This window comes from Marinomonas algicola (assembly GCF_014805825.1).
Lineage (GTDB): Bacteria > Pseudomonadota > Gammaproteobacteria > Pseudomonadales > Marinomonadaceae > Marinomonas > Marinomonas algicola.
This window is the reverse complement of record NZ_CP061941.1, coordinates 2771318-2793528: the sequence shown is the minus strand read 5'-3', so window position 1 is coordinate 2793528 and position 22211 is coordinate 2771318. Positions and strand designations below refer to the sequence as shown.

Below are 22211 nucleotides of genomic sequence, written 5' to 3'. Positions count from 1 at the left end.
AATCGGAGCTGGAATCAAGTGAAAAATGCGTTTTCTTGAGCAAACTTAATCGAGTACTAATCGCGTTTAGCCATTTTTTTATGGCCTTTTGTCTATTTTTATAAACACGGATTTGATTGAGTTTTATCAATTAAATATTTATCTGGCTTGACAAAATGAAGTTGACGTAATAATTTAATTAACATGTTAACAATATTTGAGTCTGAGCAGTACAATTGACAGGAGATTGATACGCCAGAAAACAGACATCGCCCTTTGGTATGAGAGGTTATAAAAATGATAAAAAATTTGATCAATGGTAAATGGGTAGAAAGTAAAGAAACGTTTCAAACTGTGAACCCTGCTACAGGTGAAGTGCTAGCGGAAGTCGCACATGCGTCGGATGCACAAGTAGCCGAAGCAGTGGCGGCAGCGAAAGCCGCTTTTCCGGCTTGGGCCAATATGCCAGTGGCAAAGCGTTCAAAAATCATCACGAAATTGGGTGATTTAATTGCTGACAATGTTGAAGAGTTAGCCCAAATGGAAACCGCTGATACAGGTCTACCTCTCTATCAAACGCAAAATGCACTGGTTCCCCGAGCTTCTAACAACTTCTATTTCTTTGCTGAAATGGCAAAGCAAATGAATGGTCATACTTATCCTATGGACGACCAAATGCTGAACTATTCTTTGTATCAGCCAACAGGGGTTTGTGCGCTTATTTCACCTTGGAATGTGCCATTCATGACGGGGACTTGGAAGACAGCGCCTTGCTTGGCCCTTGGTAATACGGCGGTAATGAAGCAATCTGAGTTGTCTCCGCTAACGACCGACTTTCTTGGTAAATTGTCTCTGGAGGCGGGTATTCCTGCAGGCGTATTTAATATTGTCCACGGTTTTGGCTCTACAACGGGTAACGCTTTGGTGACAAACCCTGATGTGGCGGCGATTTCTTTCACGGGTGGCACGTCAACAGGCAAGCACATTATTTCAACGGCGGGATTGAAAAAATTCTCAATGGAATTAGGTGGCAAATCCCCCGTTATGATCTTTGACGATTGTGATTACGAGCGGGCTCTCGATGCGGCGGTTTTTGGTATTTTTTCCATCAATGGTGAGCGCTGCACAGCCGGTTCAAGAATCTTCGTTCAAGAAAAAATTTATGATAAATTTTGTGCTGATTTCGCCGCCCGTGCGAATAAGATTGAAGTAGGTGACCCTACTGATATGAACACAAAAGTAGGCTCACTTATTAGCCTGCAGCACTGGGAAAAAGTCACTGGCTACATCAAAACAGGCATTGAGGAAGGCGCGACACTCATCGCTGGCGGCCCTGAAAAGCCAACAGCAGAATTACCTGATCACCTTAAAGGCGGTCATTTTGTTCGTCCAACCGCATTCCGTGATGTAACCAATGACATGCGCATTGCTCGTGAAGAGATTTTTGGTCCAGTAGCCGTTTTGATTCCGTTTAAAGATGAAGCGGATGTGATCAGTATGGCAAACGACAATGATTATGGTTTGGCCTCTTACCTATGGACTCAAGATAACGGCAAAGTGCATCGTATTGCTCGTCAAATTGAAGCGGGCATGTTGTTTGTAAATAGCCAAAACGTACGCGACTTACGTACCCCATTTGGTGGAATGAAGGCGTCCGGTACTGGCCGTGAAGGCGGAACATACAGCTACGAAATATTCTGTGAACCAAAGAATGTGTGTATTAGTATGGGGAGCCATCATATTCCGAAATGGGGTGTATAAAGGTATCTTCCGGTTATTTTTTTGTTGTTTGAAAGAAGAGATACCCTCTTTTTTGGGAGATATAAGTGCCACATTTTATTATTGAATATTCAGCTAATTTAGAAGATCGATTGGATTTCCAGCCATTATTTAAAGCGTTTCATGAGTACGTTGTCTCCACTGGCGCTTTTCCACTTGGTGGTGTTCGTAGTCGAGCGATTCGTTGTGATGATTACCGTATAGCCGATGGAAGAGAAGAGTTTGCATTGGTTAATTTGACGCTAAAAATTGGTCATGGTCGCAGTATGGAATTACGCCAAGAAGTTGCAGAGAATGTCTTCGAGATACTCTGTAATTGGATGAAGCCTATTACGGATACAGGTTATTGCCAAATTTCCTTTGAATTAACTGAACTTCATCCCGTTCTAAAATTTAATAAAAATAATATACACCCACTATTTAAATAGTGGGTCAAATTAAGAGGTTATACCGATGGGTAAGCTAGCATTAGCCGCTAAAATTACGCATGTACCTTCTATGTATCTTTCTGAGTTAGAGGGTCCAAGAAAAGGCACTCGTCAGTCAGCCATAGATGGTCATTATGAAATTGCTCGACGTTGCAAAGAGCTGAATGTCGATACTATTATCGTTTTTGATACTCACTGGTTGGTGAACGCAAATTATCACATTAATTGTGCTGAACACTTTGAAGGTTCGTACACCAGTAATGAGTTACCTCATTTTATTAAGAATATGGACTACGAGGTGGATGGTAACCCTGAATTGGGTAAGATTATCGCACAAGTCTGCAACGAACAGGGTGTAGAGACACTGGCTCATCACGATACGACTTTAGCTCCTGAATACGGCACCTTGGTTCCTATGCGTTATATGAATGCGGATAGGCATTTTAAAGTGATCTCAGTATCGGCTTTGCTAACGGTACACTATTTAAATGACTCAGCGCGTTTTGGTTGGGCATTGAGAGAGGCCATTGAAAAACATTACGATGGTAACGTTGCTATTTTAGCCAGTGGCTCTTTGTCGCACCGTTTTGCCCAAAATGGCAGTGCGCCAGATTTCGCGCATAAAATTTGGAGCCCTTTCTTAGAATCTCTGGATGAATCTGTAGTGAAAATGTGGGAAAACGCAGAATGGAAGACGTTTTGCGAAATGTTACCAGAATACGCGGCTAAAGGTCATGGTGAAGGCTTTATGCATGACACAGCGATGCTGCTCGGTGCTCTGGGTTGGTCTGATTACGATCAGAAAGTAGAAGTGCTAACTCCTTATTTCGGCGCTTCCGGTACTGGACAAATTAACGCTATTTTTCCTGTATCACCTCAAACAGGTGAGGCCGTTCCTAAACCTCAAGCATCGGTTGAGAATGGTACATTTACTTACGGTAAAAGCCGTTTGTAACGTGAATTTTCCTGTAGGAGGTTTTACATGATAGCCGCACCAGAGCTAAAGCATTTTGCAACGTTGAAAGTAGAAATTGATTCACCACAGGAAGTCGGTGTCTCTGTTCATGGAGAGCGTCGAGTCATTCCTATTATTGGTGGTTCAATAGAAGCCGATGGTTGGCAAGGAAAGGTACTGAGAGGCGGTGCCGATTGCCAATTAATTGTTTCCCCAACTCTGTCTCATCTTGATGCTCGTTATGTTGTGGAATTAGAGGACGGTACGCTGATTTATATTCACAATAGAGCGATTCGAGTGGCTTCAGCTGACGCAACAGAAAAGATAAAAGCAGGCATTCCTGTTGACCCTGAGCTTATTTACTTTCGTTGTAATCCAGTATTTGAAACCAGTTCTGAGTCTATGCAATGGATTACAGAGCGTGTTTTTGTCGGGACTGGAATACGTAGACCCGATTTGGTCGAACTGGCGTTATTTGAAGTTTTATAAACGATAAAATATTTTGATTTGATGTTGATCGTAAATAGTTTTATCCTCAATGTTATTTAATTAACATGATAACTAAATTTATAGCAAGAATTGAAATAGTAAGAATAACTATAATAATTTGATAAATTAATTTTGGGAGTTTGGTATGAGTGGATGGATAGAAAAGCATTATCCAGAACCTAATATTTACCGATGGATAGGCGTGACCTTAGAAGGAATTGCTGCAACGGTTCTATTGCTGCTCGTTTTATTGACTTGCTTTGATGTAGCGGGTCGTTATCTGTTTAATAATTCGATTGATGGTGCCGTAGAGTTAACTCAGATTGGTTTGGCTATCATGGTATTTGCGCAAATGCCCGTTATTACATGGCGCGGCAGTCATGTGGTGGTTGACCTTTTAGATCATGTTCTGGGGAATCGTATTGTCAAAATTCTTGGCATTTTCTCTGTTTTTATTATTTCAACGTCGTTTTATTTCTTAGCGGTACGAATTTATCAATTGGCGGAACGCTCTTTACGTCGAGGTGAATTAACCGAATATCTAGGCCTGCCTGCTGGTCATATTGCACAATATATTGCTGTGATGAGCTGGGTGACGGCGGCATGCATGTTGACGTATGGCGCTTATAGAGTGTTTACAGATAAAAACGTCTCACAATCGGTTGGAGAATAACGTGTCAGTTGTATTTATTGGTTTTGCCGTACTGTTATTTTTTATCCTAATTTTACGTATGCCAATTGCCTTTGCGATGGGCATTGTTGGCTTTTTTGGTTTTGCCATTTTGCAAGGGCTAGGATTGGATAATCTATTTTCATTTCGCTGGACGGCGTCGCTTACCTTAGCGTCCAGTCGAGTAATCGAAACGGTTCAAGAATACAGTTTATCTGTTATTCCACTCTTTATCTTAATGGGGAATATTGTTACCCGATCCGGCTTATCCCATGAGTTGTATAATGCCTCCTATGCGTTTCTAGGCCATCGTAAAGGTGGTCTTGCCATGTCGACTGTTTTGGCTTGTGGTGGCTTTTCGGCCATTTGTGGTTCTAGTTTAGCCACCTCAGCAACCATGGCTAAAGTTGCCATGCCTCCAATGCGTAAGTTTGGCTATTCTGATGGCTTGGCGACGGCATCGATCGCGGCAGGAGGCACATTAGGCATATTGATTCCACCAAGTGTGATTCTGGTGATATACGGATTATTAACCGAATCCAGTATTCGTGAATTATTTGCGGCTGGCTTTATTCCTGGAATGTTAGGCATTTTGCTTTACATGGGGGCCGTTCGTTATGTTGTATGGCGAAATCCAGCGGCCGGTCCGGCTGGGGAACGCATGTCTTTTAAAGAAAAAATGATCGCTTTGAGAGGCATTTGGGGTGTTTTAATGCTCTTTACGATCGTGATGGGTGGGATATATCTCGGTATTTTTACACCAACTGAAGCGGCCGGTATTGGTGCCGGTGGTGCACTATTGATTGGCTTTGCTCGTCGTAGCTTGAGTCTTGGTGGTTTATTTGAAACCTTGATTGATACGGCCAGAACGTCAGCCATGTTATTCAGCGTTGTTATCGGTGCATTAATCTTCTCTGATTTTATCAACCGTGCTGGACTGCCTGATGCTTTGTTGAACTTTGTTACCGCTTTAGAGCTTGCACCCATTGTCGTTATTCTTGTCATTCTATGTATTTACATTGTGCTAGGGATGGTGTTTGAAAGCCTTTCTATGTTGCTACTTACGGTGCCGGTTTTTTACCCTTTAGTTGCCAGCTTAGGTTTCGATCTAGTGTGGTTTGGCATTGTCGTTGTGGTTGTGACTGAGATTAGTCTGATAACCCCTCCTGTGGGCATGAATGTGTTTGTCTTAAGCGCGGTTCTGAAGGATGTGAAAGCCGGTACGATTTTTAAAGGGGTTACGCCTTTTTGGTGCGTCGACATTATTAGGCTGCTGATTATTGTATTTGTTTTTCAGGTTTCAATGTTTCTGCCAGAACTTTTGTATAGATAGAACGGAATTACTAAAAGTAATAAGAGTAATAAAATGAGCAGCCATTATAGGGCGATGGTTGTAAAATAATTCATAAGCAATAGGAATATAATAAAAATGATGAATTTTAAAAAAGGCTTAATTTGTGCAACTGCGATTGCGAGTGCTGTCTGTTCCGCGTCAGCCATGTCAGCAGAGACAACCATTCGTGTGGCCACTTGGTTGCCACCAACAAACCCGCAAAATGCGACGGTTTGGCCGATGTGGGAACAATGGGTTGAAGAAGCAACAGAAGGTCGTGTAGACGTTGTTATTGAAAATTATACTGGCCATCCAAAAACCATTTTTGATGCTGTTGAAGACGGTGTTTACGATGCCGGTTTTACCGTAAATGCTTATGTTCCAGGTCGTTTTAAATTAACAGGTGTGGCTGAAATCCCAGGTGAAATCACGGATGCTGAAAATGGTTCTGTGGCACTTTGGAAAACGTATAAAGAGCATTTTGAGTCAGCTGGTGAATACGATGGATTACACTTACTGGCTTTATTTGTTCACGGCCCTGGGCAATTACATACTAAATTTCCAGTAAATTCATTAGATGATTTGAAAGGTAAAAAAATGCGCATTGGTGGCGGTTTGATTAACGACCTTGCGGAACTTCTGGAAGTGACTCCAGTTGGCGCGCCATCTACCAAGTCATATGAAATGATGCAACAAGGTGTTGTTGACGGTACTTTTCTTCCTGCACAAGAGCAGAAGTTCTTTCGTTTATCTGAAATCAGTACAGACTTAACTTTATTTCCTAAAGGCTTATATTCAACGGCGTTTAGTATTGTAATGAATGAAGACGTTTTTGCGGACCTTAGTCAAAAAGACAAAGACGCCATTATGAGTGTTTCCGGTGAAAGGTTATCTCGATTAGCGGGTGCGGCATGGGGTAAAGCCGACGAAAATGGTATTTTAGAAGCGAAAGAACAAGGTGTTAATGTGGTTATTCTTAGTGAAGACGACCAGCGTGTGAAAGATTTGAATAAGTTAGCAGAAGGTCTTGATGACTTTTGGGTGAATTCGGTTGAAGATCGCGATGTTGACGCTGAAGCGGCATTAGCGGCTTTCAGAAAACACGTTGACGAAGGTAAAAAATAACGTTTTAAATATGGGTATGTTCATACCGTTAATGGTTATTAATCGCCTTTAACGTATTTAAAAATCAAAACCCCAATGGCTCGCCATTGGGGTTTTCTTTTGAAACGGGACTCTATTTTTGGTATAAGCCTTTGGTTGTGGCAAAAAGACGAGTGAGCCCAAATAATGACTCAATGTTGGGGGACTCTATTTCAAGTCTTTGAGACAGCTCATAAATGACGCCTAAAATGGAATCAAGCTCGATAGGTGTGCCATTCTCAACATCTTGAAGCATAGACGTTTTGAAGGCGCCCAGCTTTTCCGTGCTTTTATGGCGACTCTCTGGGTCTTCACCGATATGGCAACCGATTTCTTTACCTATAAGAGCCGCTTCATTCATGATGGCAGAGCAATATCTTCGAACAAGGGGGTCTTCTAGGATTTTATCGGCGGTGGCTCCCGTAATCGCACTGACTGGGTTCATGGTCATGTTACCCCAAAGTTTGTACCAAACATCGGATCGAATATTATCCGATTGAGTACAATCAAATCCTGCGCCTGTAAGTGCATCCGCAACGATTTGCACTCTATTGGATTTACCTCCTTCGGGTTCCCCGATAATGAGCGTATTACCCGCTTTATGCTGAATTAATCCAGGTTCTTTTCTAATGGCGGCCGCGTGCACAACTAAACCGATAATATTGTTATAGGGTATGGCGTTGCTGTGCTGTCCTTCGGGATTTACGGATTCAAAAGGTAAGTGAGACTTTTCTTCGAGTTCTCGAAAGAACCACCAAGGTATCCCATTCATCGCTGAAATAACCAAGGTGTTTTTATCTATTAATGGTGCTAACTTGGGTAAAACGGCGGTGAGCGCGGGTGTTTTTAGAGCAATAACCACGATATCTTGAACACCTAGGTCCGCCGCGGAGTCTGAGGCAAAACAAGGCCGTTGAACCAGCTCTCCTGCTTCCTCTAAACGCCACCCATGGGTATTTAGCGCTTGTACACTTTCACCACGAGCTAATGCATTAACGGTAACACCATCCAGTTTGGCCAGACGCGTACCAATAAAGCCTCCTATAGCTCCAACTCCTACAATACATACTTTCATTTTGTCTCCTTGTTAAACACTGTTTTGTCTATATTAATAACATGTTAAGTAATGTTTGGTCAGAGCTAAACACTAAAAAGTATGGTGGCGATCACCATTTTTTATCGAACTCAGGTTTTTTGAAAAAAATTGTCTTGATTTGCTAAGAGTAGACTGTGTTTTTATTGCTACTCAGGGGAGGTCAATCTACATATTAAGGTTGTTAAACAAGGTCGAAACCTAAAATCCGACCTTATTTAATATGCATATTACTTAATGCTTAGTTGAATAGAACCGAGACCTTCGATAGCGCCATTAATCTTATCTCCCTGTACAACAGAACCCACACCATCAGGCGTTCCGGTATAAATTAAGTCGCCTGGTTGTAAGTGATAAAATTTAGATAAATGAGCGATAATTTCTCTTACATTCCAGATTAATAAACCCATATCTGAAGATTGTTTTGTTTCACCATTCACGGCTAATTCAATTTTGCCTTTTGTGATAGCGCCGGTTTTTTCAAAAGGGACGATGGGTGATAAAATGGCCGATTGTTCAAAATCTTTGCCTAAATCCCACGGGCGGCGAGTTTCACGGGCTTTAAGTTGCAAATCTCTTCGTGTCATATCCAAACCACAAGCGTAACCAAAAATGATACTTTCAGCTTGATCTTCGCTCACGTTAAAACCTTCTTCTCCAATGGCGATAACAAATTCCATTTCATAATGGTAGTTTGTTGTTTGTGGTGGGTAATCAATGCTTGAGCCACTTGGCACATAAGCGCTTGAGTCTTTAATAAAGTAAAAAGGTTCTTCAGTTGTTTTATCAACCGACACACCCATTTCAGCCGCATGTGCATGGTAATTACGACCGACACAGAAAATACGGTTGACGGGGAACAAGGTTTCAGAATCAGCAATTTTAGCCAAAACAGGTTCTTTAGCAGGGAATAAAAGCGTAGTAGTCATGATGTTTTCCTTTGATAAAAAATAATTAAAAAATGCCGAGATAACGATGCAGTGGCGCTTCGTCAGCGGTGATAATAAAAGCAGGCTCAGTACTTGATTCGTTCCAGAGTATTATCTCTGTATAGCCAGGTGCGCTTAACGTGTCTTTTTCTGTCCATTGAATGACGTTATTCGTATCAACGGAGAGAGCCCCTTGACCTTCAACAATATGGAACACGCACGCTGTTGTGCGTTTTGGTAGTGATAAGGTTTCGTTAGGACGTAACATCATGGCTCCGAAGCCAATACTTGGGAATAAACTAGCACCGTTTTCAGGGTTCACGTAAGCGATACGTAATGGGCTATTGGGATAATGTTTTGCCATCTCTACAAGACAGTCTCGCGTTTTAGCCCAAGGGTAGCGAAGCATAGGCGAGTCGGTATTTTCTCTTTGGAAACCCAGTTCAGGAACGACCCCTGCGGCACTGTATTCGGCAAACGATTTGTCTCTTTTTAGAGTCTGATTTTGCGCCTTTCCTTCTATTGCCCAAGACCCTTCAAGTTGATAGATCAAAGGTAGGTCTAAAATATCCAACCAAATAATAGGGCCATCACCTTCGTGTTGATGTTCATGCCATTTACCTGAGGGCGTTAAAATTAAATCGCCACGCTCCATGACACAAGGTTCGCCATCGACAATCGTTGTGGCGCCTTCACCTTCAATAATAATGCGTACGGCGTTCGGTGTATGACGATGATTAGGGGCGGTTTCTCCCGGTAGGATTAATTGCAACCCCATGTAAATGCTCGGTGTGGCTTGCATATTTGTCAGACCATGTCCTGGGTTGGCTAAAACCAATACACGGCGTTCCGCTTTTTCCATTGGTGTTAAGTCACCCGCTTCAATTAATAGGGGGCGTAGGTCGTTAAAGTGCCAGTTTAATGTTTGTGTTTTACGACTTGGGACTTTATGGGGCAAAACCGCCCGCATATTTGGCCAAAGTGGTACCAGGTTTAACTCGGTTAACTTGTCACGATAGGATTGAGGTAAATCCTCTAATGTACCTAATGATGTCATTGTCGTTTCCTCGTATATTATGCTCGCCAGTGTTGCTCGGCTAAGCGGTTTAATTGATGAAATCAGGCTGTTGACTGGGCGCCGCTTTTTGAAATTCTGCTTGTTGCTGACAATAGTCATAAATACTTAAAATCTTGGTGAAGGCGGATAAATCACAACCAAAACGTAAGGCATTCGCCACTTGTGGTACCAAACAACAATCAGCCAGCGTTGGATGCGTTCCAAAACAGTAAGTACCGTGACCGTATTCGTTTAATAAACTTTCTAGCGCCGTAAAACTTTCTTGAACCCAATGCTTGTACCATTGCGCTTTTTGTTCCTCAGAAACATCTAATTGTTGTTTTAGGTAAGCTAAAATGCGTAGGTTGTTTACTGGATGCATATCGCAGGCGATTAAATTCGCTACTTCTAAAACTCTGGCTCTGACTAAGGTTTCCGTCGGCAATAAAGGAACGTCTGGGTAGGTTTGTTCTAAATAGTCCAAAATCGCCATTGATTGGGTCAGCTTTTCCCCATCATTGGTAATCAACACAGGCACTCCTTTAGCAGGATTCAACTTTTTATGACTTATCGAAGACTGTTCTCCGATTCGAATATTGACACCATGATGTTGGTAATCGAGCCCTTTTAGCGCTAAGGCGATGCGTACTCGATAGGAGGTAGAACTGTTAAAAAAATTGTATAATTGCATGGTTTTCTCCTATGACTGATTGATGTCATGTGATGGCTGTGAGTTAGGCTTTTTGAGTAGATAAGCCGAAAGAATCAAGGAAGCTAATATGACGACACCGGCTATTTTCGGGATAATAGGCGTGTCGCCTCCTTGTAAATTAGGCAGTAGAAATAACCCGCCGCTTAGAACAAAACTCAGTCTAAAAGGAAGGTTGAGTTTTTTCTTAAAGTAGCCAGCAAAGCCAACAGAAACAGCCCAAACCCCCACTAAAGCGCTCATAACGGTAATCACTATTTGTTCGGTCGTTCCGATTAATAGTAATGATGGCGTGGTGACGAACAAGAAGGGGATAATATAAGCGGTCCATCCTAATCTCATGGAGGTTAGTGCGGTTCTCATCGGGTCGGATTTGGCAATACTGGCCGCAAAGAAAGCACCTATCGCAATGGGTGGTGTCACCATAGACATCATGCCGAGGTAAAAAATAAATAGGTGAGCCGCAATGGGTTCGACGCCCACTTGGATCAGTGACGGTGCAACCAATACAGCGAGCAGCAAATATACGCCTACGGTTGGCATTCCCATGCCTAAGATAATGCATACCGCAGCGGAGATGACCAGTAATAAGAATAGATTCCCTTGGCCCAGTTCAACTAAGAAATAGGTCAAGCCGAAGCCCAATCCTGTAATGTTTAGAATGCCAATAATGAAGCCAGCCGCGGCACCGATCATAATAATATCGACAATGGAGTGTCCCGTTTCCTCTAGGCTTCCCCAAACGTCTTTTATGCCCATACGTTTGCCTTTATATCCCTTTGCAACGCCCACGATAAGTGCTCCAAGAGCGCCCCAGAGAGCCGCTGTTTCAGGACGTTGATTAAAGGTAAATAAGGCTAAAATGACCGCTGCAAAAGGAATAACAAATACCCAGCCGTTTTTAAGTACGGTACTTTTTGCCGGAATCAGCTCAGGGTCAATGGGTAATATTTTTTCTTTTTCGGCTTCAAGATCAACTTGAATATAAAGCGCAGCGTAATACAGAATGGCGGGTACTAATGCGGCTAGTACAACCGCACTGTAGCTAATCTGTAAAAACTCCGCCATTAAAAACGCGACAGCTCCCATAACCGGTGGCATAATTTGCCCACCTGTTGAGGCAACCGTTTCAATCGCGGCCGCTGTGTGAGGCTTGAATCCGCCTTTCTTCATCATTCGAATTGTCACCACACCAGTGGCGACGATATTTGACACCACAACACCTGAAATTGAGCCAAACAAGGCAGACGCAATCGTGGCAATTTTGCCTGAGCCGCCTTTTTTTGTTCCCATCAAAGACAGAGCGACATCGTTAAAGAAGTCCGCGCCTCCAGAGCGAAGTAGCAGTTGTCCAAACAAAATAAAACCGATGACGATGGTCGCCGCGACGTTTAGGGTCAAGCCCAACATGCCATTGGTATCGACACCTAGATAAACAAACAATCGATCTAGGCTTATTTCACGTGTTTGTAGTGGTCCTGACAAATGGCTTCCAAGTAATGCGAATGCCATAAAAAGCATGACCACAATCACCAAAGTGATACCGACTACTCGACGTAACCCTTCTAATACCAAGATAAACAGTACGGCTGAGATCAGTAAGGCATCAGGAGGTAAGTCGAGTTGACGTTCAACGAGGTCGGGGTATTGCACCGCCATGTATAAGCTTGCGCTTAAGCCAATCAATGCGAGTATCGCATTGATTGCACGTTTACTGGTATTGGTTTGTGGCTTAAGGAACACCAGCGCCAAGCTAACACCCAAAACCACCGCGAGGTATTGTTCGGTATAGATGGATATCCCCATCCTACTGAATAGGTCGGCCGCAAAAGCAATGGCCGCCAGAGCGATCAACATCCCTAGGCCGTTGCGTATAACCGACATGATAGCTGGCTCGTGAGTCGCTATTTCATGCGTTGAGGAATCTGCGTTCATTGAAAGCACCTTTAGCTAAAATACATAAAGAGAAACGGGTTTTACCTTATTCTTGCCAAAGGCCTTTTTCTTTGAAGTAACGAATGGCACCTGGGTGGTATTCAATTCCTGGGTAATTTTTATTTGGCACATTGACGGCCAATGATTTAAACCCTGGATAGAGTTTGATGAGCGATTCTTTATTCTCCAAAATGGCTTTAACCATTTGATATACTTGATCTTCAGATACTTTATCGTTAACGATCAGTACGTTATCCCACGTCAGCATTTGTGTTGCTTGTTCAATGCCAACAAGGTGGGGGGCAGGCTGCACGTTTGAGAAATAAAAAGCAGGTCGTATTTTTAACACGGCTTCACGTGCTGCTTGATCGGTTTTAACGGGCAAAAACTTTACACCGCCAACAGAGGCATCGACTTCCGCCACCTTTGGTCCACCAACGGCAAAATAGGTGGCATCAAGACGACCGGATGACAAGTTATCGGCGGCACGAATCAAATCGGGTACGGGTACTTTGCGGACATCGTCCCAAGTAAGACCACCAGTAGCTAACATGGCTTCCATATGAGGGCGCCCTATAGGGAACGCATTCCAGCCGGATGCAACGCGTTTCCCTTTTAAATCAGCAATGCTATCGATATCGGCATCTTTTCGAACAAAAATACCAATAGGCTGGGGGCTGATGCGCAGAGCGACTCTCAAATGAGTGCGTTTTTTGCCTTTGTAATCCGCATCACCTTGTACGGCAACGATGGCATCGTTAACATCATTTATGGCAAATTCAGCTAACCCTTGATTAACCGCATCCATCATGGCGCGGTTACCACTGTAGGGTTGAACCACTAAGTTAATATTTTCTTTTGAGCGGCCAATGTTTGCAATGCCGTTGCTCATGGTGTTCCACACCGAGCCTTGTGGTGGTGAGGCGATAGACAAAATTTGTGCTGACACACTCCCTGATAGAAGAGTGATTGAGCATGCAGTGATAAGGGGTAATAGTGACTTCTTCATAATTCTCTCCAGATAATTTATATTTATTGTTTGCTGGCTAGCTAGGTTTTTCATTGTCGATGCTTAGGCGAAGTACAATGAAAAATTGGTCATTCACGAAATTTCAAAAAGACTTGCCCTTCTTCTATTTTCGTTTCATACGTTTTAATGTCTTCAGTCAGTGGCTCATTCATAGCTTTACCACTTTTAATGCAAAATCGACCTTGATGAAGGGGGCATTCAATTTCGCCATCTTCTAAAAAGCCATCGCTTAGTAATGCCTGACCATGGGTGCAGACGTTATCCGTCGCGAAAACCTCGTCATCTACTTTATAAAGAGCGATTTGATGGCCATTTACATTAACGCCGATCACGTCGTCTTCAGGTACTTCTTCGATGTTGATGGTATCTATCCAGTTGTTGCTCATGGTGAACCTCTTTTTTTATTCTGATGTGTAGGCTTAGGCTTTCTAAATTGGGTAGATCAACGAGTTAAGGATCATCTCGTTATCAAAAATACACAGCCTAGATTCGATCTTAATTCCGTCTTTTGTGATACGAAGTCGATCTATATAGCGCCCGACATTAAAGACCTCGGCCATGCCATCGTTTTTGGTTCGAAAGACGGTGTAATTGGCTTGAGATTCGATCACGCCGTTGTCGCTTTCTTTTACGATTAAAGGCGATGAGACCATATGAAGCTGGTGGTATGGGTCATGAAAAATGGTTTCTGTAATGCCATAAATTCGATCTTTTAACATGCCCTTACTGGTCAAAGACAGTGCCGCCATAGGGAGATTTCGATCATAGTTTTCACGGGCTTGTACTTTATAAACACAGTCTTCAGTAAATAGCTCTAGCCATTGGTCCCAATTGGCTTGATCAACTACGGTGGCGTATTGCTGGTAGAACTGAGTCAGTTTTAGGTAATTCTCATTGGTCATATTGGTCGTTTTCATGCTCATACTCCCATCACTTTGCGCCAGTAGTCATACATGCCTCGGATTAAAGTTTCAGAGACCATGTGATCGGTTTCTTCAATGGCTGTACCGCCAAGTTCGGCGAGTGAGCGATGGAAGGGTTTTTGTTCAAAGCCTTCTTGGGAAAACTCAATTACTTCACCATCATCGGCTGAAACAAATCCTGCAGGGCCAAATAAATTGGCTTGTCGTAGGCGGCGTTCTGTCATCTCAGGGGTGTCGTCTTCGTATCCAAAATGCGTCCAAACAAAGTCGAATGAACCGTATCCATTGGGTTGAATGTGCCTCGTACTGACACTGTTCACTTGTTGTTGCAGGATGACACTTGGGAAGAGTGTCATCATGACGGCGGTAGGGCCGTCCCACCATGATTCGACTTCAACATCTAAGAAGCTTGGGTCATTTAGTTGCATGGACTCTTTGAAGCTTGAAACATTGGTCGTTTGTGTATCTTTTCCACCGGTGCCTCGCGTCGATATCATGGCCGCATGACGAAAATGGTCGTCCATTTTTAATTCCGAGCGGTTATCAGCGCGCCATAAGCCGAAGGTGACAAACCAAGTGTGTAATAAGCCGGGGTGATAGGGGTCTTTTATGTTTTCTTGCATCAGCTTCCAGTTACCAGGAATGCGTTGCTTGTTGTAACCCAAGAGAGTGAGCTTGCGTCCATTAAACATACGGTCAAAGTATCCGAGCATTTTTGGGCCAAGAAAGTCTTCGAAGGATTCTATTTCATGGTCAAAACTGGCAAAAATAACACCGCCTCGTTGAGCCACTTTTAATTTAGTTAATCCATGCTCTGAGGTTTTAAAATCCTTTGGCATGCCGCCTTTCACTTTGCCATCTTGCTTAACACCACGGCGGAATGGCACACCTTGAAGGTTGCCCTCTAGGTCATAATTCCATTGGTGATAAGGGCAGGTGAAGCTTTTTGTATTGCCGTGTTTTTCTCTGCAAAAACGCATGCCTCTATGTGCACAAACGTTTTCGACAACATAGATACTGTCGTCTTCATGACGTACCATGATGACAGAGCGCTCGCCAATAACGGTTCGTTTGAAATCGCCAGAATTGGGGATTTCGGCTTCTAGGCCAACATAACACCAGTGGTTCTTGTAAAAGAGTTTTTCAAGCTCTTGTTTGTGTACTTCTTCACTTGTGTAGGCCCAGAAAGGAATGCGACTGGTGTCTTCATGATCCCAAATAGGTGTGACTGGAATACGCTGTTCCTGACTCATTTTATTCACCTTTTTTGTCTTTATTACTGGCCATTTAGCGATATGGCCGGTTCTTGTTAAAAGTGTTTTGTGATTCGATTGCTTTATACTTTCGTGCTTTTAGACCCCGCTTGGGTAAAAGGCATCAGCATAAATTTGCTCTATATTAGCGCCTCGTTTGGTGCAGGCTAGAGACGCCGCTTCAACCATCGCGGGTGCCCCCGCTAAATAGATGCGCCAGTTTTTAAGGTCGGAATACTGAGATGTAATGGCATCCGTGACCAAACCTTTGAAATAAGAGCTGTTGGGTTCTGTGTGGTCTAATGCAATGGTGTATTGAAAGGTTGGGTGCTCGGCCGCAAGCCGTTCTAAATAATCCAAACCGTATAAATCTTCTTTGGTGCGCGCGCCGAAAACCAAGTGAATATCATTTTTCATCTGAAACTCTAACGCCCCTCTGATAATCGAAATAATCGGGGCCAGCCCTGTTCCTGTTGCGACACACAACATCGGATCAAGATTTTTACGACGTAAATAGGACGCGCCAAGAGGGCCGTTTAATTTGATTGAATCACCAACGTTTATCTGACCATCGAGCTTTGATGTGACGCGGCCGTTTGGCACTAAACGGATGTGAAACTCCAATTCGTTATCTTCCATTATTCCGGCCATGGAGTAGGAACGGGTGCCGTTTTCTTTCCAAAAGGTTAAGTTTGAAAACTGGCCTGGGGAATACTCAAATGCTTTGGTTGTTTTTACTCTAAGTCGACGTACGTCTTTTGACAGTTCGTCATAGGCCGTCACCTGCACTTTTAAGGTTTTGGTTGGATGGGTAATGATTTCATCAGGTTCAGGCACCTCAATAACACAATCTGTTTCGATACGACTTTGACAGGCAAGAACGTATTGGCCATTTTGCGCCAATCGTCCTTCAGCTGCCGCAGGCCCTGAAACGGATCCTTCTACAATTTTACAGCGACACGTGCCACACCTGCCTGACAAGCAGCTGTAGGATATCGCAATGTCATTTTGGATAAAGGCATCTAAAAGTGTGGTGTTAGACGATACCGTAATCGTTTTGTTAGTCGGTCTGATTAGAATTTCCATCGGCGCTCATACTTATTGTTGTTTGATTATTGTTCGATGTGCTCTCTGTACAGTGACTATAAGTCGTGTTTAAATATTCAGATATAAAATAGCTCTGATAGTTATTATTCACGTTGGTGAGATCTCATATGATTCGATTACAAGATATAGATCTGAATTTGCTTATTGTTTTCCAACTAATGTATCGAGAAAGGAAAACGGGTTTAGTTGCTGAACATCTTGGTTTAACTCAGCCAGCCGTTAGTAATGCCTTGGCCAGGTTGAGGTTAGCTTTACATGATGAGCTGTTTGAACGAACGGCTCGTGGCATGAGACCGACCCCTTTTGCAGATAATATTGCCGAGTCTGTTGGTTATGCATTAAGCACACTGCAAGATGGTTTAAATTTTCAAGATCGGTTTGATCCACTGGTAAGTGATCGGTCGTTTTGTATCAATATGACGGATTTAGGTGAGATTTATATGCTACCTAAGCTTATGGCTTATTTGGCTGAACATGCCCCTAATATTTCAGTCAGTACCGTCAGAGACCAAGGACATTCATTAAAAGAGGAGCTGGAAACAGGCAGCGTTGACCTTGCTATAGGCCTTTTACCTCAATTAGAAGCTGGGTTTTATCAGCGTCGGTTATTCGATCAGGACTACGTTTGTTTAATGCGAGAAGGCCACCCTTACTCTAAAGGCAACCTTACGTTAGAGGATTTTTCTAAGTCAGAGCATATTATTATAGAGGCGCAAGATACAGGTCATGGACGGGTCGAAAAACTCTTGTCCAAAACAGGCATTGTTCGTGTGAGCAAGTTGAAATTACCGCACTTTATCTCTGCGCCATATATCGTCTCGAAAACGGATTTGATTGCGACGGTTACGGAGAAGTTAGCCTTGCAGACAGCGGAAAACTTGAAGCTGATTGTAAAGCCTCACCCTGTTGATATTCCACCTGCGCAAATTAACATGTTCTGGCACCGTCGCTTTCATCAAGATACTGGAAATGTTTGGTTTAGAAATTTGATATTTGAGCTTTTTTCAGAATAAAGGTAAATAGGTTCGTTTTTGGCGTTTAACCCCCCTATTTTTTGAGTTAACAGGGGGATTTTAATGAATGTGATACTCAGTTTTTAAAAGAAGGGTCTTGCTTCTCAATAATGCGTTTCATCGCGGCGAATACATCTTCTCCAGCACCAAATCTTGGATCGAAATTAAGTGATTGAGCGGTACATTTTTTACAGATTTCTTCTGAAATTTCACGTACTGGCCCCATAGACATCGATGCCATCTGCACTTCACAAGCGCGATTTATTAACCACATTAAGGAAAACGCTTGAGCTAGAGAGGCACCCATTACCACTGGGCCATGGTTGCGAAGCATAAGTAATGGTTTGTCCCCCGCGCTGTCTAAAATACGTTGGCCTTCTTCTAGGTCTAACGTAATACCTTCAAATTCATGATAAGCGATTTTATCCCATAGTTGAGCGGAGTAGAAGTTGCTGTATGACAGGCCATCTTGTAAACAACAAACGGCAAGCGTTGACGTAGTATGAACGTGCATAACACAGTGGGCATCGTCTACTTTGTCATGAATAGCACTGTGGAAGGTGAACCCAGCTGGGTTAATTGGCCAATCAGAGTGACCGATAATATTACCTTCAAGGTCAACTTTTACTAGGTTGGATGCGGTGACTTCGCTGTAATGAAGCCCAAAAGGATTGATTAGAAAGTGATTATCCTCACCAGGTACACGCAATGAAATGTGATTGTATATGGACTCATCCCATTTCATATGAGCGAAAATACGGTACATGGCGGCCAAGTCAACGCGTGCTTTCCATTCTGCGTCGTTAAAGCGAGTTGGGTGATCATAGTTACGAGTTGTAGAAGACATGATAATACTCTTATTAAGCTGTTTTATGTTTATGAGATAAGGTCTCTATTTAACATGTTAAATAAAATATAGACTATAAAAAACTAAAATTATTATGGTGAAGCTCCATATTTTTTATATAGCCTAGTTGGCGCCTTAAACAGTCGTTGCTTGTTTTTACCTATTGCTCACATGGTCGTATCTCATGTTAAACATATATGTTTTTGACAGCTTGAGCTGAAATTAGTGATAAACCTGTCAAAAAAGTATCTGTATTTTCTGTTTCCGTATTAGAGGTCTTAACTCTAGTCTCCTATAGTTAATTCACTTGGTAATATGTATCCAAGATTTGGTAAGACTATAAAAACAAAATACTCCAAATGGGGAATAACCTATGAATATCTTTGCTAAAAGTACAGTTACCTGTGCTGTTTCCTTCGCTACGGCAATCATGGCAACTCATGCTGCGGCAGCCACAGAGATCACCGTCGCCACAGTAAATAATGGCCACATGATTGAAATGCAAAAACTCACTCCAGAATTTGAAAAGGCACACCCGGATATCAAAGTAAAATGGGTTACTTTGGAAGAAGGTGTACTTCGCCAAAATGTCACACAAGATATTGCCAATAAAAGTGGCCTATATGATGTTATGACTATTGGTATGTATGAGGCACCAATTTGGGCAGAGCGTGATTGGTTACAAGCAATTGACGTGAGTGGTGATTACGATGTAGAAGACATTCTTCCCTCTATTCGCGGCGGCCTGTCTTACAAAGATACTTTGTATGCAGCACCTTTCTATGGTGAAAGTTCGATGGTTATGTACCGCAAAGATCTCGTTAAGAATGCGGGTATGGAAATTAACGATCGTGATAGCTGGGATCACATACGTGATGTAGCGGCGGCAGTACACGATCCTAGCAATGGTGTTTACGGCATGTGTCTTCGTGGTAAAGCTGGCTGGGGCGATAACATGGCCTTTATGTCTACTATGGCCAATTCATTCGGTGCTCGTTGGTTTGATGAAGATTGGAAACCTCAACTTGAATCCGCCGAATGGAAAAGTGCGGTTAATTTCTACGTTGATTTACTCAATAAATATGGGCCTCCAGGTGCCAGTAGTAATAGCTTCAACGAAAACCTGGCGCTGTTCAATGAAGGTAAGTGTGGCATGTGGATTGACGCGACAATTGCGGCTTCATTTGTAACCGATCCCAAACAAAGTAAAGTAGCGGATCAGGTTGGTTTTGCGCAATCGCCATATAAGGTTACTGAGAAAGGCGCCAATTGGCTATGGGCTTGGTCCTTAGCCATTCCTGCTGCGACTAAGAATGCGGATGCAGCGCAAACCTTTATTCGCTGGGCAACGTCTAAAGAATACATAGAGCTAGTTGGAAATAAAAATGGTTGGGCGGCCGTTCCTACAGGTACACGTACTAGTACCTATGAAAACCCTAAATTCCAAGAAGCGGCTGTCTTTGCTGACGCGGAGCTAAAAGCCATTAACTCAGCTAACCCAGCAGACAGTACGCTGAAGCCATCGCCTTATGTTGGTGTGCAGTTTGCGGCCATTCCAGAGTTCCAAGCAATTGGTACAACCACTGGACAGATGGTTTCTGGTGCGTTGGCAGGCAGTATGACTGTTGATCAAGCATTAAAATCAGCAAATACGTCGGCTGATCGTCAAATGCGCCAAGCTGGCTACTACTAGAATGAGTGGCTAAGCGAAATACTCCGGAAGGTTTGGGATTATAGCCTTCCGGAATTCATTGAAGCGTACAGCTTTTTCAAGATTGGGTTGATATAGCTGCCTGCCGATAATTGTTCCTTATAAGAGATACTCACCATGAAGCGTTCTATTACTCGCTTATTAATGGCGCCATCAGTCATTTTACTGTTGGTTTGGATGATAGTTCCGTTATCCATGACCATTTATTTTTCAACCATTCGTTATAACTTACTTTATCCAGGACAAAATAATTTTGTTGGCTTGATGAACTTTGAGTTTTTTATGACGGATCCGGGCTTTTTGCCTGCCATATTTAATACCTTAACTCTTTTATTATCCGTGCTTATCATCACAGTGGTTCTCGGTGTGGCGTTGTCAGCGCTAATCGATAAACCGTTCTTTGGCCGAAGTATTGTTCGTGTTTTGTTAATTTCACCTTTTTTTATCATGCCAACAGTAAATGCGCTGATTTGGAAGAATATGATGATGAATCCTGTGTATGGCGTTTTTGCATGGATCTCTCAATCACTCGGATTTGAGCCGATAGATTGGCTCTCCGACTTTCCCTTGGGGTCCGTCATTATGATGGCCAGTTGGCAGTGGTTACCCTTTGCTATATTGGTTTTTGTTACGGCCTTACAATCGCAAGATACTGAACAAAAAGAAGCCGCAGCAATGGATGGAGCGACTGGCTGGGATATCTTCCGATACCTAACGATTCCTCATCTAGCTCGACCTATTGCAGTTGTCGTGATGATTGAAACCATCTTTTTATTGGCTATATTTGCGGAGATATTTGTCTCTACAGGTGGTGGTCCTGGTTATGATAGTACCAACCTAGCGTATTTAATCTATAACCAAGCTCTACTTCAGTATGATGTTGGTGTGGCATCGGCTGGTGGACTTTTCGCCGTGATTCTCGCAAACATTGTGGCTTTCTTTTTAATCCGTGCCGTTGGCAAGAATTTAACGGTATAAGGTGATTATTATGACGCTTAATCAACAACGTAAATTTAAAACGTTAATCATTGGCTTTTTCTCTTGGTTAGTCGCTTGCTTATTATTTTTTCCGATTTTTTGGATGTTTATTACCTCCTTTAAAACTGAGCTGCAAGCTATTTCAATACCACCAACGCTTTTCTTTGAACCAACACTGGATAATTTCAGTATTGTTCAAGAGCGCAGTGATTATTTGAAACACGCTATGAACTCCGTGGTTACTTCTTTTGGCGCCACCATTATTGCGCTAATTATTGGTGTACCAGCGGCATACTCTATGGCGTTTTCGCCGACAAAAAGAACGAAAGACATTTTGCTCTGGATGCTATCAACCAAAATGTTGCCAGCTGTAGGTGTGCTTGTCCCTATCTATATTTTGTTTAGAGACAATGGGCTTTTGGATTCTCGAATCGGGCTGGTGATTATTTTCACTCTTATGAATCTGCCTATCATCATTTGGATGTTGTTCTCTTACTTTAAAGATTTGCCAAAGGAAATCTTAGAAGCCGCACGAATGGACGGTGCTACCCCATGGGATGAAATGATGAAAGTAGTGCTGCCATTGTCTATCGGTGGTATTTCATCTACTGGTTTATTGTCTATTGTCCTTTGTTGGAATGAAGCCTTTTGGTCACTTAATTTGACGGCCTCCGAAGCGGCACCTTTGACCGCTATGATTGCCTCTTACTCAAGTCCTGAAGGGTTATTCTGGGCCAAGTTATCCGCTGCATCAACGTTAGCTTGTGCACCTATCGTTATATTTGGTTGGTTCTGTCAGAAACAACTTGTCCAAGGCCTTACTTTTGGCGCCGTAAAATAATAATTAGGA

Annotated in this window: 22 protein-coding genes; 11 read left to right on the top strand and 11 right to left on the bottom strand. The window is 42.8% G+C overall.

Annotation, left to right across the window (positions count from 1 at the left end):
• Positions 1-276: 276 nt before the first annotated feature.
• The 7 genes from hpaE (at position 277) to IEZ33_RS12750 (ending at position 6758) form a co-directional block, all read left to right on the top strand.
• Positions 277-1740: a 5-carboxymethyl-2-hydroxymuconate semialdehyde dehydrogenase gene (gene hpaE / locus IEZ33_RS12780; RefSeq protein WP_206696852.1), complete on the top strand. Its 1464-nt coding sequence runs from the start codon at positions 277-279 to the stop codon at positions 1738-1740.
• A 65-nt stretch (positions 1741-1805) separates the two neighbouring features.
• Positions 1806-2186, top strand: coding sequence for a 5-carboxymethyl-2-hydroxymuconate Delta-isomerase (locus IEZ33_RS12775; protein ID WP_191600432.1), 381 nt, complete (start codon positions 1806-1808; stop codon positions 2184-2186).
• A gap of 25 nt (positions 2187-2211) precedes the next feature.
• A complete protein-coding gene (gene hpaD / locus IEZ33_RS12770) occupies positions 2212-3141 on the top strand; it encodes a 3,4-dihydroxyphenylacetate 2,3-dioxygenase (protein ID WP_191600431.1) in 930 nt (309 codons plus the stop codon).
• 27 nt (positions 3142-3168) lie between these two features.
• Positions 3169-3630 carry a DUF3237 domain-containing protein gene (locus tag IEZ33_RS12765; protein ID WP_191600430.1) on the top strand — a complete coding sequence of 154 codons (462 nt, stop codon included), beginning with the start codon at positions 3169-3171 and terminating at the stop codon, positions 3628-3630.
• A 145-nt stretch (positions 3631-3775) separates the two neighbouring features.
• Positions 3776-4303: a TRAP transporter small permease gene (locus IEZ33_RS12760; protein WP_191600429.1), complete on the top strand. Its 528-nt coding sequence runs from the start codon at positions 3776-3778 to the stop codon at positions 4301-4303.
• Position 4304: 1 nt separating this feature from the next.
• Positions 4305-5633 (top strand): TRAP transporter large permease, encoded by a 1329-nt coding sequence (locus tag IEZ33_RS12755; protein ID WP_191600428.1) that lies wholly within the window; start codon positions 4305-4307, stop codon positions 5631-5633.
• A 96-nt stretch (positions 5634-5729) separates the two neighbouring features.
• On the top strand, positions 5730-6758 hold the full coding sequence (locus IEZ33_RS12750; protein ID WP_191600427.1) for a TRAP transporter substrate-binding protein: 1029 nt from the start codon (positions 5730-5732) through the stop codon (positions 6756-6758).
• Between the two features lie 112 nt (positions 6759-6870).
• On the opposite strand, the gene IEZ33_RS12745 is transcribed toward IEZ33_RS12750, so the two are convergent.
• From IEZ33_RS12745 to IEZ33_RS12700, 10 genes are all read right to left on the bottom strand, one after another.
• Positions 6871-7851: a 2-dehydropantoate 2-reductase gene (locus IEZ33_RS12745; protein WP_191600426.1), complete on the bottom strand. Its 981-nt coding sequence runs from the start codon at positions 7849-7851 to the stop codon at positions 6871-6873.
• 248 nt (positions 7852-8099) lie between these two features.
• A complete protein-coding gene (locus IEZ33_RS12740; protein WP_191600425.1) occupies positions 8100-8798 on the bottom strand; it encodes a fumarylacetoacetate hydrolase family protein in 699 nt (232 codons plus the stop codon).
• A 25-nt stretch (positions 8799-8823) separates the two neighbouring features.
• Positions 8824-9855 carry a cupin domain-containing protein gene (locus IEZ33_RS12735; RefSeq protein ID WP_191600424.1) on the bottom strand — a complete coding sequence of 344 codons (1032 nt, stop codon included), beginning with the start codon at positions 9853-9855 and terminating at the stop codon, positions 8824-8826.
• 49 nt (positions 9856-9904) lie between these two features.
• The gene (maiA, locus tag IEZ33_RS12730; protein WP_191600423.1) at positions 9905-10546 is read right to left on the bottom strand and encodes a maleylacetoacetate isomerase; all 642 of its coding nucleotides are present in this window, start codon (positions 10544-10546) and stop codon (positions 9905-9907) included.
• A gap of 9 nt (positions 10547-10555) precedes the next feature.
• Positions 10556-12499, bottom strand: a complete 1944-nt coding sequence (locus IEZ33_RS12725) for a TRAP transporter permease (RefSeq protein WP_191600422.1) — start codon at positions 12497-12499, stop codon at positions 10556-10558.
• Positions 12500-12545: 46 nt separating this feature from the next.
• Positions 12546-13508 (bottom strand): TAXI family TRAP transporter solute-binding subunit, encoded by a 963-nt coding sequence (locus IEZ33_RS12720; protein WP_191600421.1) that lies wholly within the window; start codon positions 13506-13508, stop codon positions 12546-12548.
• Positions 13509-13597: 89 nt separating this feature from the next.
• Positions 13598-13915 carry a non-heme iron oxygenase ferredoxin subunit gene (locus tag IEZ33_RS12715; RefSeq protein WP_191600420.1) on the bottom strand — a complete coding sequence of 106 codons (318 nt, stop codon included), beginning with the start codon at positions 13913-13915 and terminating at the stop codon, positions 13598-13600.
• 42 nt (positions 13916-13957) lie between these two features.
• The gene (locus IEZ33_RS12710) at positions 13958-14446 is read right to left on the bottom strand and encodes an aromatic-ring-hydroxylating dioxygenase subunit beta (protein WP_240009528.1); all 489 of its coding nucleotides are present in this window, start codon (positions 14444-14446) and stop codon (positions 13958-13960) included.
• A 2-nt stretch (positions 14447-14448) separates the two neighbouring features.
• On the bottom strand, positions 14449-15705 hold the full coding sequence (locus IEZ33_RS12705; RefSeq protein ID WP_191600419.1) for an aromatic ring-hydroxylating dioxygenase subunit alpha: 1257 nt from the start codon (positions 15703-15705) through the stop codon (positions 14449-14451).
• 99 nt (positions 15706-15804) lie between these two features.
• Entirely contained in the window at positions 15805-16791 is a 987-nt protein-coding gene (locus IEZ33_RS12700) for a 2Fe-2S iron-sulfur cluster-binding protein (RefSeq protein WP_191600418.1), read from the bottom strand.
• A gap of 128 nt (positions 16792-16919) precedes the next feature.
• On the opposite strand from IEZ33_RS12700, the gene IEZ33_RS12695 reads away from it, so the two are divergent.
• On the top strand, positions 16920-17825 hold the full coding sequence (locus tag IEZ33_RS12695; RefSeq protein WP_191600417.1) for a LysR family transcriptional regulator: 906 nt from the start codon (positions 16920-16922) through the stop codon (positions 17823-17825).
• 76 nt (positions 17826-17901) lie between these two features.
• Here IEZ33_RS12695 and IEZ33_RS12690 read toward each other — a convergent pair whose 3' ends face one another.
• Positions 17902-18672, bottom strand: coding sequence for a class II aldolase/adducin family protein (locus IEZ33_RS12690; RefSeq protein ID WP_191600416.1), 771 nt, complete (start codon positions 18670-18672; stop codon positions 17902-17904).
• Between the two features lie 373 nt (positions 18673-19045).
• Here IEZ33_RS12690 and IEZ33_RS12685 point away from each other — a divergent pair, with 373 nt between their 5' ends.
• The 3 genes from IEZ33_RS12685 (at position 19046) to IEZ33_RS12675 (ending at position 22202) form a co-directional block, all read left to right on the top strand.
• Entirely contained in the window at positions 19046-20365 is a 1320-nt protein-coding gene (locus tag IEZ33_RS12685; RefSeq protein ID WP_191600415.1) for an ABC transporter substrate-binding protein, read from the top strand.
• Positions 20366-20500: 135 nt separating this feature from the next.
• Entirely contained in the window at positions 20501-21361 is an 861-nt protein-coding gene (locus IEZ33_RS12680; RefSeq protein WP_191600414.1) for a carbohydrate ABC transporter permease, read from the top strand.
• A gap of 10 nt (positions 21362-21371) precedes the next feature.
• Entirely contained in the window at positions 21372-22202 is an 831-nt protein-coding gene (locus tag IEZ33_RS12675) for a carbohydrate ABC transporter permease (RefSeq protein ID WP_206696851.1), read from the top strand.
• The last annotated feature ends 9 nt before the right edge of the window (positions 22203-22211 follow it).

What these genes read in the sequence shown, in the direction of transcription:
- IEZ33_RS12675 (WP_206696851.1), top strand. Translation starts at nt 21,372, where the DNA reads ATGACGCTTAATCAACAACGTAAATTTAAAACGTTAATCATTGGCTTT.
- IEZ33_RS12725 (WP_191600422.1), bottom strand. Translation starts at nt 12,499, where the DNA reads ATGAACGCAGATTCCTCAACGCATGAAATAGCGACTCACGAGCCAGCT.
- IEZ33_RS12745 (WP_191600426.1), bottom strand. Translation starts at nt 7,851, where the DNA reads ATGAAAGTATGTATTGTAGGAGTTGGAGCTATAGGAGGCTTTATTGGT.
- IEZ33_RS12740 (WP_191600425.1), bottom strand. Translation starts at nt 8,798, where the DNA reads ATGACTACTACGCTTTTATTCCCTGCTAAAGAACCTGTTTTGGCTAAA.
- IEZ33_RS12710 (WP_240009528.1), bottom strand. Translation starts at nt 14,446, where the DNA reads ATGAAAACGACCAATATGACCAATGAGAATTACCTAAAACTGACTCAG.
- IEZ33_RS12680 (WP_191600414.1), top strand. Translation starts at nt 20,501, where the DNA reads ATGAAGCGTTCTATTACTCGCTTATTAATGGCGCCATCAGTCATTTTA.
- IEZ33_RS12735 (WP_191600424.1), bottom strand. Translation starts at nt 9,855, where the DNA reads ATGACATCATTAGGTACATTAGAGGATTTACCTCAATCCTATCGTGAC.
- IEZ33_RS12750 (WP_191600427.1), top strand. Translation starts at nt 5,730, where the DNA reads ATGATGAATTTTAAAAAAGGCTTAATTTGTGCAACTGCGATTGCGAGT.
- IEZ33_RS12765 (WP_191600430.1), top strand. Translation starts at nt 3,169, where the DNA reads ATGATAGCCGCACCAGAGCTAAAGCATTTTGCAACGTTGAAAGTAGAA.
- IEZ33_RS12695 (WP_191600417.1), top strand. Translation starts at nt 16,920, where the DNA reads ATGATTCGATTACAAGATATAGATCTGAATTTGCTTATTGTTTTCCAA.
- hpaD (WP_191600431.1), top strand. Translation starts at nt 2,212, where the DNA reads ATGGGTAAGCTAGCATTAGCCGCTAAAATTACGCATGTACCTTCTATG.
- maiA (WP_191600423.1), bottom strand. Translation starts at nt 10,546, where the DNA reads ATGCAATTATACAATTTTTTTAACAGTTCTACCTCCTATCGAGTACGC.
- IEZ33_RS12715 (WP_191600420.1), bottom strand. Translation starts at nt 13,915, where the DNA reads ATGAGCAACAACTGGATAGATACCATCAACATCGAAGAAGTACCTGAA.
- IEZ33_RS12720 (WP_191600421.1), bottom strand. Translation starts at nt 13,508, where the DNA reads ATGAAGAAGTCACTATTACCCCTTATCACTGCATGCTCAATCACTCTT.
- IEZ33_RS12700 (WP_191600418.1), bottom strand. Translation starts at nt 16,791, where the DNA reads ATGGAAATTCTAATCAGACCGACTAACAAAACGATTACGGTATCGTCT.
- IEZ33_RS12760 (WP_191600429.1), top strand. Translation starts at nt 3,776, where the DNA reads ATGAGTGGATGGATAGAAAAGCATTATCCAGAACCTAATATTTACCGA.
- IEZ33_RS12705 (WP_191600419.1), bottom strand. Translation starts at nt 15,705, where the DNA reads ATGAGTCAGGAACAGCGTATTCCAGTCACACCTATTTGGGATCATGAA.
- hpaE (WP_206696852.1), top strand. Translation starts at nt 277, where the DNA reads ATGATAAAAAATTTGATCAATGGTAAATGGGTAGAAAGTAAAGAAACG.
- IEZ33_RS12685 (WP_191600415.1), top strand. Translation starts at nt 19,046, where the DNA reads ATGAATATCTTTGCTAAAAGTACAGTTACCTGTGCTGTTTCCTTCGCT.
- IEZ33_RS12690 (WP_191600416.1), bottom strand. Translation starts at nt 18,672, where the DNA reads ATGTCTTCTACAACTCGTAACTATGATCACCCAACTCGCTTTAACGAC.